This is a genomic window from Vannielia sp. ABF1_015, assembly GCF_056160745.1.
In genome coordinates this window covers 108,272-121,258 of the sequence record NZ_JBSWXT010000001.1, presented here as the reverse complement: position 1 = coordinate 121,258, position 12,987 = coordinate 108,272, and the positions used below count along the sequence as shown (strand labels likewise).

At 64.8% G+C, this 12,987-nt stretch carries 9 protein-coding genes; 4 read left to right on the top strand and 5 right to left on the bottom strand.

All coding sequences use genetic code 11. The features are described from left to right. Positions 1-73: 73 nt before the first annotated feature. A complete protein-coding gene (gene hemE, locus ACXAG6_RS00540) occupies positions 74-1,108 on the bottom strand; it encodes a uroporphyrinogen decarboxylase (protein ID WP_475334030.1) in 1,035 nt (344 codons plus the stop codon). 95 nt (positions 1,109-1,203) lie between these two features. Between hemE and hemC the strand changes: the two genes are divergently transcribed. After that, positions 1,204-2,127: a hydroxymethylbilane synthase gene (gene hemC / locus ACXAG6_RS00535; protein WP_475334029.1), complete on the top strand. Its 924-nt coding sequence runs from the start codon at positions 1,204-1,206 to the stop codon at positions 2,125-2,127. Positions 2,128-2,133: 6 nt separating this feature from the next. Here the strand turns inward: hemC and ACXAG6_RS00530 are convergent, their stop codons facing one another. Beyond that, positions 2,134-2,805: an arylesterase gene (locus tag ACXAG6_RS00530; protein ID WP_475334028.1), complete on the bottom strand. Its 672-nt coding sequence runs from the start codon at positions 2,803-2,805 to the stop codon at positions 2,134-2,136. Between ACXAG6_RS00530 and ACXAG6_RS00525 the strand changes: the two genes are divergently transcribed. From ACXAG6_RS00525 to ACXAG6_RS00515, 3 genes are all read left to right on the top strand, one after another. Next, entirely contained in the window at positions 2,804-3,499 is a 696-nt protein-coding gene (locus tag ACXAG6_RS00525; protein WP_475334027.1) for an ABC transporter ATP-binding protein, read from the top strand. The genes ACXAG6_RS00530 and ACXAG6_RS00525 overlap by 2 nt on opposite strands. Further along, positions 3,496-6,018, top strand: a complete 2,523-nt coding sequence (locus ACXAG6_RS00520; protein ID WP_475334026.1) for an ABC transporter permease — start codon at positions 3,496-3,498, stop codon at positions 6,016-6,018. The genes ACXAG6_RS00525 and ACXAG6_RS00520 overlap by 4 nt, the downstream gene beginning before the upstream one ends. 169 nt (positions 6,019-6,187) lie before the next feature. After that, positions 6,188-6,898, top strand: a complete 711-nt coding sequence (locus ACXAG6_RS00515; protein WP_475334025.1) for a hypothetical protein — start codon at positions 6,188-6,190, stop codon at positions 6,896-6,898. A 266-nt stretch (positions 6,899-7,164) separates the two neighbouring features. Here the strand turns inward: ACXAG6_RS00515 and katG are convergent, their stop codons facing one another. The 3 genes from katG to ACXAG6_RS00500 all read right to left on the bottom strand — a co-directional run bounded on the left by katG (position 7,165) and on the right by ACXAG6_RS00500 (position 12,968). Beyond that, positions 7,165-9,354 carry a catalase/peroxidase HPI gene (katG, locus tag ACXAG6_RS00510; RefSeq protein WP_475334024.1) on the bottom strand — a complete coding sequence of 730 codons (2,190 nt, stop codon included), beginning with the start codon at positions 9,352-9,354 and terminating at the stop codon, positions 7,165-7,167. A 153-nt stretch (positions 9,355-9,507) separates the two neighbouring features. Further along, positions 9,508-11,070, bottom strand: coding sequence for a peroxidase family protein (locus ACXAG6_RS00505; RefSeq protein ID WP_475334023.1), 1,563 nt, complete (start codon positions 11,068-11,070; stop codon positions 9,508-9,510). A gap of 575 nt (positions 11,071-11,645) precedes the next feature. Next, positions 11,646-12,968: a TRAP transporter large permease gene (locus ACXAG6_RS00500; RefSeq protein ID WP_475334022.1), complete on the bottom strand. Its 1,323-nt coding sequence runs from the start codon at positions 12,966-12,968 to the stop codon at positions 11,646-11,648. Positions 12,969-12,987: the final 19 nt, after the last annotated feature.

Here is a 12,987-nt window from a genome sequence, read left to right as displayed (position 1 = left end):
CGGCGCAGCGAGGCGGCTGCGCCTGCGGTTCGCTTGGGAGGTGCCTGGGGTGGCCAGATACCGCCCCGCGCCGTTAGCCGCGCCGAACGGTGTCGATCATCAGCTGCACGTTCTCCGGGTCTGCATCTGGGGTGATGCCATGCCCGAGGTTGAAGATATGCGGCCCGTGGCGGAAGGCCTCCACGATGCGGCGGGTCTCGTCGATGAGCGCCTGGCCGCCGGTAACCATGTGGGACGACTTGAGATTTCCCTGCACGCAGCCGTCGCATTGCACGTGTTCGGCGGCCCATTCCGGGGTGACGCCATCATCCAGCGCCACGCAGTGGGCCCCGGTCGCGGCGTGAAATCCGCGATACCGCTCGCCCGCGCCGCGTGGGAAGGCGATGACCGGCGTCTCCGGGTGCTTTGCCTTCACGCCCGCGATGATTTTCTTGATCGGCTCGACGCAGTAATTGTCAAAATCATCGCCGCTCAGGCTTCCGGCCCAGCTGTCGAAGATCTTCACCACCTCGGCGCCCGCGTCGATCTGCATGTTGAGATATTCGATGGTTGCCCATGTCACCCGGTCGATGAGCGCCTGAAACAGCGCAACATCACCGGTTTTCAGCGCGTGGGCCGGCCCCTGATCGGGCGTGCCGCGGCCTGCAATCATGTAGGTCGCCACTGTCCAGGGCGCGCCGGCAAAGCCGATAAGCGTTGTCTTTTCAGGCAGTTCGGTCGAGAGCTTGCCGACTGTGCGGTAGATCGGCGCGAGGTGTTCATGCACCTCGTCGCCGTTCTTGAGCGCTTCAAACCCTTTGCGCAGTTCAATCGGCTCCAGCCGGGGGCCCTCGCCGGTGACAAACCACAGCTTCTGCCCCAGCGCCTGCGGGATCAGCAGGATGTCGGCAAAGAGGATCGCCGCGTCAAAATCGTAGCGCCGGATCGGTTGAAGCGTGACCTCGGTGGCGAGATCGGAGTTGTAGCAGAGGCTCAAAAAATCCCCGGCCTCGGCACGGGTGGCCTTGTACTCAGGCAGGTAGCGCCCGGCTTGCCGCATCATCCAGATCGGCGGCGGGCTTACGGCCTCACCCGCCAAGGCTTTGAGAATGCTTTTCTTTTCGGCCATGTGCTGTCTCCTCGCTGGCGGTGTTGGTCGCCGTACCGGGGCAAAGTGTCAAGTGCCGCATTGTCACGTCACCGCCGCCGCGCTATCCCGCCTGCATGACCAAGACGCTCAAGATCGGCACGCGCGGCAGCCCGCTCGCCCTCGCCCAGGCCCATGAAACCCGCAACCGCCTTATGGCGGCCCACGGGATGCCCGATGAAGCCATTGAAATTGTAATCATTTCCACAACCGGCGACCGGGTGCAAAACCGGGCGCTGCGCGAGATCGGTGGCAAGGGGCTGTTCACCAAGGAGATCGAGGAGGCGATGCTTTCGGGCGAGATCGACATCGCCGTGCACTCCTCCAAGGATATGCCGGTGGAGCAGCCGGAAGGCCTTGTTCTGGATTGTTTTCTTGAGCGCGAAGACCCGCGCGATGCTTTTATCACCCTCGACGGAATGGCTTTGGCAGGGCTGCCCGAGGGCGCCGTTGTTGGCACCTCTTCGCTGCGCCGGAAGGCCCAGCTGCTGCACAAGCGGCCCGACCTTTCGGTGGTGGAGTTTCGCGGCAATGTGCAAACCCGGATGCGCAAGCTGCAAGACGGCGTGGCCGAGGCGACCTTTCTCGCGCTTGCCGGCCTCAACCGCCTGAACGCGCAGCATATTTCGCGCCAACCGGTCGACCCTTCCGAGATGCTTCCGGCCATTGCCCAAGGCACCATCGGCATTGAGCGCCGGGCCGATGACCACCGGGCCGATGCGCTCCTTGCGCCGCTGCGCCATGAGTTGACGCACCACCGCACCGCCGCCGAGCGCGCCTTTCTCGCCGGGCTTGATGGCTCTTGCGAGACGCCCATTGCCGGGCTGGCCGCGATTGATGGCAACACCTTGGAGCTGCAGGGAGAAATCCTGCGCACCGATGGCTCCGAAGTGCTGGCAGGCAGCCGCTCTGGCCCCGTCTCTCAGGCCGCCGAGATGGGCGCGAGCCTTGCCGCCGAACTGCTCTCGCAGGCCACCGACGACTTCTTTGACTGGAAATAGCCTGCGCTACTCGACCTGTTCGATCAGCTCCATCACCTGCGGGCCGATGTCCTCGACAATTAGCCGCACCCCGCTGGCTGACGGGTGAATGCCGTCGCCCTGCATGTGCTCGCGCCGCGCGGCTGCCTGATCTTCCAGCGCGGTCAGGGCAGCAAAGAAGTCGGGGTAGAGCAGAGTGCCATATTGCCCGGCCAGCTCGGGATACATGGCGTCGAAGGCGGCCTTGTACTCAGGCCCGAAATTGCCCGAAGCCGTCAGCCCGACGAGCAGGACGGGCAGGCCCTTTGCCTCTGCGGCAGCGAGGATTCCATCGAGATTTCCGCGACTTGTGGCCGGATCGACGCCCCGCAGCATGTCGTTCCCGCCTAGTTCCACGATCAGCGCATCCACGTCATCCGTCAGCGTCCAATCCACGCGGGAGAGCCCGCCTGCCGTGGTGTCTCCGCTCACGCCGGCGTTGCGCAAATCCACCTCTGCGCCGCGCTCCTCGAGCCAGCTTTCGAGCACCGGCACAAAGCCCTCATCCTGCGGCAGCCCGTAGCCCGCTGTCAGGCTGTCCCCCAGCGCGGCCACCACAACGGGTTGGGCATGGGCGACGGAAACCAGAAAGATTGTCGTTAAAACCTTGAGCGCCAGCAGCTTGGCCCCATATCGGAATGAAACAGAAAGCGCGCGCATGACAGATCCGATCCTCTCCCTGAACGATGTTACCTTCACGCTCGACGGCAACGCGGGAAAGGTCAACATCCTCAAGGGAATAAGCCTCGATGTCGCCAAGGGCGAAACGCTGGGGCTGATCGGGCCGTCTGGCTCTGGCAAAAGCTCTCTCCTCATGCTGATGGGCGGGCTCGACACGGCCAGCTCCGGCAGGGTCATGGCGCTGGGCCATGATCTGACGGCGATGGGGGAAGATGCGCTCGCCCGCTTTCGTCTTCAGCATATGGGGGTGGTGTTTCAATCCTTCCACCTCATCGGCACGATGACCGCGCTGGAAAACGTGGCCACGCCGCTGGAACTGGCCGGTATGCCGGACGCTTATGAGCGCGCCGAGGCCGAGCTTGCCGCTGTGGGGCTTGGGGACCGGGCGCATCACTACCCCAGCCAGATGTCGGGCGGCGAGCAACAGCGGGTGGCACTGGCCCGCGCCATTGCGCCGCGCCCTGATATTTTGCTGGCCGATGAGCCGACCGGCAACCTTGATGCCGCCACCGGCGATGCGGTGACAGACCTGCTCTTCGACCTCTCCGAGAAGCACGGCGCCACGCTGGTGCTTGTGACCCACTCCCGCCAGCTTGCTGCCCGATGTGGCCGGGTTGTGCGCCTCGCTGACGGGCTGATCTCGCCCGAGGCCAAGGCCGAGGCTGCCGAATGAGCCTTGCCCAGTCGGCCCGGATCGCCCGGCGCGAGCTTCGTGGGGGCCTGCGCGGCTTCAAGGTGTTCCTCGCCTGCCTCGCCCTTGGCGTGGCCGCCATTGCCGCCGTGGGGCTGGTGCGCGAGAGCCTTTCGGGCGGGCTGATGCGCGAGGGGGCCACCATGCTTGGCGGGGATGCCGAGTTGCGCTTTACTTACCGCGCGGCGGGTGAGGCGGAGCAGGCGTGGATGGCGGAGCGGGCGACCCGGGTTTCGGAGATCGTCGACTTTCGCTCCATGGCCCGCGCGGGCGAGAATACCGCGCTAACGCAGGTGAAGGGGGTGGATGATATCTACCCGCTATACGGCGAAATCCGGCTGGAGCCTGCCATGCCGCTGGATGAAGCGCTGGCCGGGGCTAAGGGGATGCCCGGCGCGGTGATGGACCCCTCGCTGATGGCGCAGCTGGAGCTGGAGGTGGGCGATACCTTTGAGCTCGGCACCGCCAGTTACTATCTGGCGGCGGCTCTGACGCTGGAACCTGATGCCGCGGGCTCCGGCTTTTCGCTCGGGCCGCGCACGCTGCTTTACCGGGCGGATCTTGAAGGCTCTGGCCTGCTTGCGCCCGGCACGCTGTTTGAAACCAACTACCGCCTCGCCTTGCCGCAGGGCACCGACCTTGCCGCGATGCGCGAAGAGGCGCTTTCGCAATTCTCCGACAGCGGCGCGCGTTGGCGCGACAGCCGCAATGGGGCACCGGGGCTGAACCGCTTTGTCGACCGGATCAGCGCCTTCCTCGTGCTTGTCGGCCTTGCGGGCCTTGCGGTGGGCGGCGTGGGCGTGTCGGCGGCGGTGCGGGCCTACCTTGAGCGCAAGACGCCGGTGATCGCCGTGCTGAAAACGCTTGGGGCCTCGCGCCGCACCATCCTTTGGGCCTACCTGATCCAGATAGGGGCGCTCTCGGCGCTGGGCATCGCCGTGGGTCTCGCGCTGGGCGCTGCCGCCGTGCTGGCGCTGGCACCGGTGCTGGAGGCGCGGCTGCCGCTGCCAACCGAGTTCACCGTCTATCCCGGCCCCTTGGCTGAGGCAGCGCTCTATGGGGCGCTGACGGCGCTGATCTTTACGCTCTGGCCGGTGAGCCGCGCCGAAGAGATCCGCCCGGCGCAGCTGTTTCGCGCGCTGAGCGACACCCGCCGCCACCTGCCGCGCCCTCTGGTTATCGCTCTGACGCTAGGGCTTGCGGCGCTGCTCGTTGGAGCGGCGGCCTACTTTTCGGGCCTCTGGACGCTGACCGTCTGGGCCGCGCTTGGCGTGTGCTTTGCCCTCTTGCTCCTTCTCGCAGCGGCGGCGGGCATCCGCAGGCTGTCACGGCGTCTGTCGCGGACGCGGTGGGTGCGCGGCTGGCCCGCGCTGCGGCTGGCGCTTGGCTCGGTGGGCGGGCCGGGGCAGGAGGCCTCTGCGGTGGTGCTCTCGCTCGGGCTTGGGCTTTCGGTGCTGGCCGCTGTGGGGCAGGTCTCTTCCAACATGCGTGCGGCCATTCAGGGCGATTTGCCAGAGGTCGCGCCCTCGTTCTTTTTCATCGACATCCAGCCCGACCAGATAGGCCCGTTTCTCACCCGGCTGGACGAGGACGCGCAGGTGAACCGGGTGGATACCGCGCCGATGCTGCGCGGCGTCGTCACCCGGATCAACGGCCAACCGGCCACCGAGGTTGCGCCCGACCATTGGGTGGTGCGCGGCGATCGCGGGCTGACCTATGCCACCACCCAGCCGGAGCGGGTGACCGTTTCGGAGGGGGAATGGTGGCCGGAAGACTATGACGGCCCGCCGCTGATGAGCTTTGCCGCCGAGGAGGCGGCCGAGATTGGGCTGCGGATTGGCGACGAGATCACGGTGAACGTGCTGGGCCGCGAGATTACCGCCACCATCGCCAGCTTCCGCGAGGTCGATTTTTCGACCATGGGGATCAACTTCGTGATGACCTTCAACGCCGCCGCCCTGCAGGGCGCGCCGCACAGTCATATTGCCACGGTCTATGCCGAGGCCGAGGCGGAGCCGGCGATTTTGCGGGACGTGGCGCAGACATGGCCCAATATCACCGGGATCGGCGTGCGCGATGCGATCTCTCGCGTGGCGGGGCTGCTGGAGGGAATCGCGGCGGCGATCACCTACGGGGCGCTGGCCTCGCTGGTCACGGGCGGCGTGGTGCTGATTGGCGCGGCGGCGGCGGGGCAACCGGCGCGGGAGTTTGAAGCGGCGGTGCTGAAGACGCTGGGCGCGGTGCGCGGGCGTGTGCTGGCCTATCTGGTGCTGCGCGCGGCGCTGCTGGGGCTGGCCGCCGGGGTGGTGGCCATCTTCGCGGGCGGGCTCGCGGGCTGGGGCGTGACCACCTTCGTGATGGAGGGGGACTACAGTTTTGAGCCGGTCTCTGCCGTTGCCATCGTCACCGGCGGGGTGCTGGCCACGCTGCTGGCCGGGCTGGGCTTTGCGCTGAAACCCCTCGCGATGCCACCGGCGCGTGTGCTGCGCAGCGCAGAGTGATGTCAAAAGACAAAAGCGGCGGGCTTAACGCATTGGAATTTCAGCGCTAACGGCATTTGTCACCAAAAACCATCTTCCCTTACGCAGCGGCATTTGTCAGTCTCTGCACATGATTTCGGTGGGGTCACCCCGGCCACCGCCGCCCATGAGAAGGGAAGGACGAAAGGTAATGATGACCAAATTCAAGACCCTCAGCGCCGTGCTGGCGACGACTGCGGTGGTCGCCCTCGGCAGCACCGCCTGGGCGCAGGACAAGGAAGGCGCCAACGCCGCCGATGGCGCGGGTGAAGGCGAGGCCGGCGCGGTGGCGCAGATGGCCATGGCGCAGGATCTCTACGCCTACGGCTCGGCCAACAAGGACGCGCTCTCGATCATCACCGCTGCCAAGATCGCCATGTCGGTCGAGGCCGAGGACGTTGAGCGCGAGAAGGAAACCAAGGACATCGAAGGCTACGAGGGTGCCGAAGAGGGCGAAGGCGTGGACGCGCCGACCACCCCCGAGGAAATGCTCGCCGAGGCCGAGGAACTGGCCGGTGACGACGAAGCCCTGAAGAGCATGATTGCCGACATCAAGGCCGAGGGCTCCCGTGGCCGCATCGGTGGTGCCTCGCGCACCCTGTCGCGCCTGCCTGCTGGCAAGACCGACGTGTTCAAGGTGCCGTTCTACGGCGGACGCCTCGCTGAGCTGGCCATCGTGGGCGACGGCGATGCCAACCTTGACCTCGTGGTGACGGATGAGGGCGGCAACGTGATCTGCCTCGACCGCAGCTACTCCGACAAGCTCTACTGCTCGTGGACCCCGAAGTGGGACGGCTACTTCTTTATCGGCGTCCGCAACCAGGGCCGGATCCGCAACAGCTATTACATCCTGACGAACTGATCCCTCCGGACAGATCGAAGACCAAGCGCCGCCGGGGCTCCCTCCGGCGGCGTTTTCTTTGGCAGCTGTCAAATTGCGCGCCCTGCGGGCGCATTCCTTTTTTGCGGCCCCCTCCCTCGGCGCGCTATGGCACGGGCGCGCAGAGAGGCATCGGTGTGAACGGCTCACAAAGCGGGGGAGGGGGCCGGGGAGTATTTTCCGGCAAGAAAATGAGAAAGGGGCGCCGAGTTTCCCCGGCGCCCCTTGGCTGTGGTGTTGAAGCGTGATCAGGCGTCGAAGCGGTCGGCTTCCATCACCTTGACCCAGGCGGCGATGAAATCTTCGACAAAGCCGTGCTGCGCATCGGACTGGCCGTAGATTTCGGCAATCGCCCGAAGCTGGCTGTTGGAGCCGAAGACGAGATCGACGCGGGTGGCGTCATACTTCTTTTCGCCGGTCTTGCGGTCTTTGCCGATGAAGACCTTTTCGTCGCCCGCGTCTTCCCACTTGGTCGACATGTCGAGCAGGTTGACGAAGAAGTCGTTGGTCAGCTGGCCTTCACGGGTGGTGAAGACGCCCGCCTTGGAGCCGCCGTGGTTGGCACCCAGCACCCGCAGGCCACCCACCAGCACCGTCATCTCGGGGGCGGTGAGGGTGAGAAGCTGGGCGCGATCTACCAGCATCTCTTCGGCGGAGACCGAGAAATCACCGCCCATGTAGTTGCGGAAGCCATCGGCAAACGGCTCCATCGGCTCGAAGGCCTCGGCGTCGGTTTGCTCGGCGGTGGCATCCATCCGGCCCGGGGTGAAGGGCACTGCGGTGGGCGAGCCCGCATCGGCAGCGGCCTTCTCGACGGCGGCGGAGCCACCCAGCACGATCAGGTCGGCCAGCGAGATTTTCTTGTCGCCCTGTGCGTCGAACTCGGATTTGATCCCTTCGAGCACGCCCAGCACGCGGGCCAGCTCGGCGGGTTCATTCGCCGCCCAGTCCTTTTGCGGTGCGAGGCGGATGCGTGCGCCGTTGGCCCCACCGCGCAGGTCGGAGCCGCGGAAGGTGGAGGCGGAGGCCCAGGCGGTTTTTACCAGATCCGAGACCGGCAGCGCGGCGAGGAGCTTTTCCTTCAGCGCGGCGGTATCGGCGGCGTCCACCAGCGGGTGATCGACCGCGGGGATTGGATCTTGCCAGATCAGCTCTTCCGCCGGCACTTCCGGCCCAAGGTAAAGCTCTTTCGGCCCCATGTCGCGGTGGGTCAGCTTGAACCACGCGCGGGCGAAGGCATCGGCAAACTCTTCCGGGTTTTCGTGGAAGCGCTTGGAGATCGGCCCGTAGATCGGGTCGAAGCGCAGGGCGAGGTCGGTGGTGAGCATGGTCGGGGCGTGGGTTTCGCCCTCGCGGTGCGCATCGGGGACGGCATGCTCACCGTTCCAGTCCTTCGGGGTCCACTGATGGGCGCCGGCGGGCGACTTGGTCAGCTCCCACTCGAAGCCAAAGAGGTTGTCGAAGTAGCCGTTGGACCATTTTGTCGGCGTCGAGGTCCATGTGACTTCGAGGCCCGAGGTGATGGTGTCGGCGCCCATGCCGGTGCCGTGGCTGTTGGTCCAGCCAAAGCCCTGCTCGGCCATGTTGGCCTGTTCCGGCTCAACACCCACGTTGGCGGCATCGGCGGCACCGTGAGTCTTGCCGAAGGTGTGGCCACCGGCGATGAGTGCAACGGTCTCTTCGTCGTTCATCGCCATCCGGCCGAAGGTTTCGCGGATGTCCTTGGCAGAGGCCAGCGGGTCCGGGTTACCGTCGGGGCCCTCGGGGTTCACGTAGATCAGGCCCATCTGCACGGCGGCCAGCGGGTTTTCCAGCTCGCGATCGCCAGAGTAGCGGGAGTTGGGCGCATCGGATTGGGCGAGCCACTCGTCTTCGGCACCCCAGTAGATATCTTCTTCCGGCTCGAACACATCGGCGCGGCCCCCGGCGAAACCGAAGGTTTTGAAGCCCATGCTCTCCAGCGCGACGTTGCCGGTGAGCACCATCAGATCGGCCCAGGAAATCGCGTTGCCATACTTGGCCTTGATCGGCCAAAGCAGGCGGCGGGCCTTGTCGAGGTTGGCGTTATCGGGCCAGCTGTTGAGCGGGGCAAAGCGCTGGGAGCCGGAGCGCGCGCCGCCACGGCCATCGGCGGTGCGGTAGGTGCCGGCGGAGTGCCATGCCATGCGGATGAAGAAGGGGCCGTAGTGCCCGAAGTCGGCGGGCCACCACTCTTGGCTGTCGGTCATCAGGGCGGTCAGATCGGCCTTGAGCGCCTTCAGGTCGAGGCCCTTGAAGGCCTCGGCGTAATCAAAATCCTTCAGCGGCGAGGTGCCCGGCGCGTTCTGGTTGAGGATTTTCAGGTTGAGCTGGTTGGGCCACCAGTCCTTGTTTCCGCGTGCGGCATGCGTGTGCATCACCGGGCATTTGCTGATGTTTGAAAGTTCGGCTCCGTCCATCGGGCGCTCCTGTAGCTGGATGTGGCGTGCGGGAGGGGCCAGCGCCCTACGACGCCGGTGATTCCTCCCGTGTGAGGGCAAACTACCAGCTGTGCGGTATCAGGAAAAATTGGATTTGCAGATTTTATTGATAAGAAGAGCTTATGGGTGCGGCTATTCTGGCTGCCAGTCTGCCCGGGTCATCGCGATAAAGCTGTTGCCCGCGCCGCCGGGCACGTTGCGATCCACGATGTCGCGCACCGTGGCCGTTCCCTGAATTGCCTTCCATCCGGGGGCCGAAAAGGTTTCTGGCACAAAGACATGGCGGGAGAGCAGCGGGTTGGTCAGGGCCTGGCTGAAGGCGTCGAGCGCGACGAAGACCAGCACAAGATTGGGCAGCGGGCTGTTGGGCACGCGGTCTTCGCAGAACAGGCCGACGAAGAAATCTACCTGATCGGGGCTGGCGTAGTGCCGGGCCAGCTCTGCGGCCACATCCGGATTGGAGGAAATATCCTCAAAGCTCTGTGGCCGGTCCTGCTTGAGATAGGCGCAATAGTCGGAAAAGCTGGCCAGCTCGCAGGCGCGATCTTGCAGGATCGAGGCCTTCTCTACCTCCAGCAGCGGGGTGGCGGTGTTGCGTGGGCCCAGCTCCGCGGCGGGGGTGGCGCTGACGGTTTCGAAGGCTTTCAGCAAGCCGCCCTCAAGGAGCAGGGTATTGTTGCGCAGCGTCCCGGCGAGGGGCTGCGGGGTGCCGCCCCACGGCATCTCGTCGGGGATCAGCGCGTGCCAGCGATAGAGCAGGCTGAACTCGGTGGTGATCCAGTTGGGCTTGTTCCAGCTTGCCTCCCACGCCACCGATGGGTCGGCCTTGAGGGCGAAGGGCAGGGGGGAGATGTGGTTGATGTAATCCTCCACCACCAGCTTGATGAAGAGCACGATCATCGTGTTGCGGGCGGTTTCGAACACGCGGGTATCGCCCCACGCCGGATGCGCCGCCTCGATCTCGCCCGCCAGCCGGTTGTGCTCGCGCAGCAGGAGCGTGTTGAGCATCGCCACCTGAGGCACGGAGTTGACCCGGTCGCCCCCCACGGCAAAGAGCGTGTCGCGCTGGGCGGGGGGCAGATCTTTTTGGCCAAGGGCCGGGTCCAGCACGGCGAACTGCGGGTCGGGCGCGCCGCCTTTGTAGAGAAACGGGGGATACTCCTCGCCGTTGATCTGTTGCGATTTCAGCCGCCCCTTGCGCCCCTTCTCCTCCGAGCAGAGCCTGAGCGCGATGGTTTGCGCATAGGTCCGCCCGTAGAGCGTGCAGAGGTCTATCTCGTGGTTCGAGGTGTTCCGCCGCAAGCGTAGATCCGGGTCTTCCCCCTCGGCGATCAGCTCGTCGGTTTCGGTGCGTAAAAAACCGTCGGTCAGGTATTGGGCGAAGGTGGGGAACAGGCAGGTGGACTTGGGGCACAGCCGTTGCACCCCGGCGCGCCGCTCGAAGAGGGGCAGCAGGCTTTCGACCTCCGGCAGATTGCTGCGGCGCTGCGGTGGCAGGTGCCTACCGCTCCACCGGCGGTCCGTCAGCCCGCGCCATGACACGTAGTCACCGATGGTGCTGAGCGGATGCGGCCGGCTGCGCGCCCGCTTTACCACCCGGTTGATCGCCCAGCGATTGGCCAGCTTCGCCAGCGGCGGGATTGCCTCGATGACGGAAAACAGGGTGCTCTGGATGGAATAACGCAGGCTGGGCATGGCGGGCTCATCAATTGCATCAAGGAATACCGCGAGTATGCCTTGGAGAGCCGCCGCCGTCCCCGCCCCGGCCTCCTGCCATGCCGCAATTCACGCTTCATTTACGCCAGAGTGGCGCTTGGGGGCCGCTTTGTGCGTGGTAGGGGAATGTCAGACGCTTTCCGGCGTGGAGATCTCGAAGCCGAATGTGACCCGATGTGCCCCACCATCGGGGCCACCGGTTTTGGCTTTCATCAGCGTGGCGATGTTTAGTGGGCGAAGCGCTTCATCGGGTGCGAGATGATCATGGAGAGGGTGCCGTCGATGAGCCCACCACGAGCCTTATGGAAAACAGTTCGCTCTTAGACACCCCGGCGCGCAACTGGTCCTAAATTACGCTTGGCTTCGGTTATGGTAAGGAAGGGTGAGGGCAGTTCTGGTACCGGATGAAAATGGCGGGCCACGATGGCCGGCTTTCGATCAAGCTCGAGGATGTGCTGGTAAGTCGGTCGTCGTCGAGCCCGTCGGCAAAGACAAGCCCGGCTTCCGGGTGTGGCCCGGTTTGATCTGCTCCCCTCATGCCCGGCCAACCGCGTTCAGCCGCCTTGGAAAAGCCGTGGAAGAAACAGAACGACAGACGGCACAAGGACGATAACCGCAAGGCGGAAAATATCTGCAATCCAGAATGGGGTGACCCCTCGGAAGATCGTGGCGGTGGATACATCGGTGACCACTGAGCGCATAATGAAAACGTTTAACCCCACTGGCGGAGTGATCAGGCTGATTTCGGTGACCACCACCACGACTATACCGAACCAGACCGGGTCGAACCCGAGCTGGCTGACGACCGGAAAAAAAACCGGCACGGTAAGCACCATCATGGAAAGGCTTTCAAACACGCAGCCTAGCGCGATGTAGATCAGCAGGATCAAGCACATAACAGCCATGGGAGGAATGTCGTTGCCGGTGACAAAGGCAACAAGCGCCTCGGGCAGGCCGACGAGGTTGACGAAGTTCGAGAAGACCCAGGCCCCGATCAGGATCGCGAAAAGCCCGGCCGTGGTGATGCAGGTTTCGATCAATGCGCTCGTGAGGGCTGGCCAAGGCAGCTTCCGGCGCCAAAGGGCAATGGCGAAAGTGCCCATCGCCCCCATCCCGGCTGCTTCGGTAGGCGAAAAGGTTAGGTTGAGGGGCCAGAAATCCAAGATGCCATAAAGGCCGCCGATCACGAATATGAACAGGCCGATGACGGCCCCAATCCCACGCAGGGAGGCAAGGCGTTCGCGCCAGCTTTGCCGTGTGCCGCAGGGGCCGGACTCCGGCCTGCGGCGGACCACGAAAACCACGGCGCCGAGGTAGAAGAGAATGCCGAGGAGGCCCGGCACCAGCCCTGCGAGAAACAGGGCGGCAATGGAGGTTTGTGTGAGTAGGCCATAGATGATCAGGATCACAGAAGGGGGAATGAGAATGCCGAGCGTGCCGCCTGCTGCAATGGAGGCGGTGGCGAGGCTGTCGGCATAGCCGAAGCGGCGCATCTCAGGCATTGCGACCCGGCTCATCGTGGCGGCGGTGGCGAGCGAAGATCCGGAGATGGCAGCAAAAACTCCGCATGCCGCGATGGTCGCCATTGCCAGACCGCCCCGCCAGTGGCCGAGAAAGGCGTTGGCGGCGCGGTAGATCTCACGGCTCATGCCGGACTGGTTCACAAACAGCCCCATGAGCACAAAGAGCGGGACGACCGACAGGCCATAATCGCGTGCGCCATCGGTGATGAGGCGGGCGGCCATCGAGATGGAGGCAGAAGTGGAGGTTTCGTGGGCGTATCCGAGGAGGCCAACGAGACCCATCGCCAAGGCAATCGGCACCCGAAAGAAGACGAGAACGAGAACCGCGGCAAAACCGATCAGGGCGAGCGTCACGTTGAAAATCCTTTATTTT

Coding starts and splice junctions, on each gene's coding strand:
- katG (WP_475334024.1), bottom strand. CDS start 9,354: ATGGACGGAGCCGAACTTTCAAACATCAGCAAATGCCCGGTGATGCAC.
- ACXAG6_RS00515 (WP_475334025.1), top strand. CDS start 6,188: ATGATGACCAAATTCAAGACCCTCAGCGCCGTGCTGGCGACGACTGCG.
- hemC (WP_475334029.1), top strand. CDS start 1,204: ATGACCAAGACGCTCAAGATCGGCACGCGCGGCAGCCCGCTCGCCCTC.
- hemE (WP_475334030.1), bottom strand. CDS start 1,108: ATGGCCGAAAAGAAAAGCATTCTCAAAGCCTTGGCGGGTGAGGCCGTA.
- ACXAG6_RS00505 (WP_475334023.1), bottom strand. CDS start 11,070: ATGCCCAGCCTGCGTTATTCCATCCAGAGCACCCTGTTTTCCGTCATC.
- ACXAG6_RS00525 (WP_475334027.1), top strand. CDS start 2,804: ATGACAGATCCGATCCTCTCCCTGAACGATGTTACCTTCACGCTCGAC.
- ACXAG6_RS00530 (WP_475334028.1), bottom strand. CDS start 2,805: ATGCGCGCGCTTTCTGTTTCATTCCGATATGGGGCCAAGCTGCTGGCG.
- ACXAG6_RS00520 (WP_475334026.1), top strand. CDS start 3,496: ATGAGCCTTGCCCAGTCGGCCCGGATCGCCCGGCGCGAGCTTCGTGGG.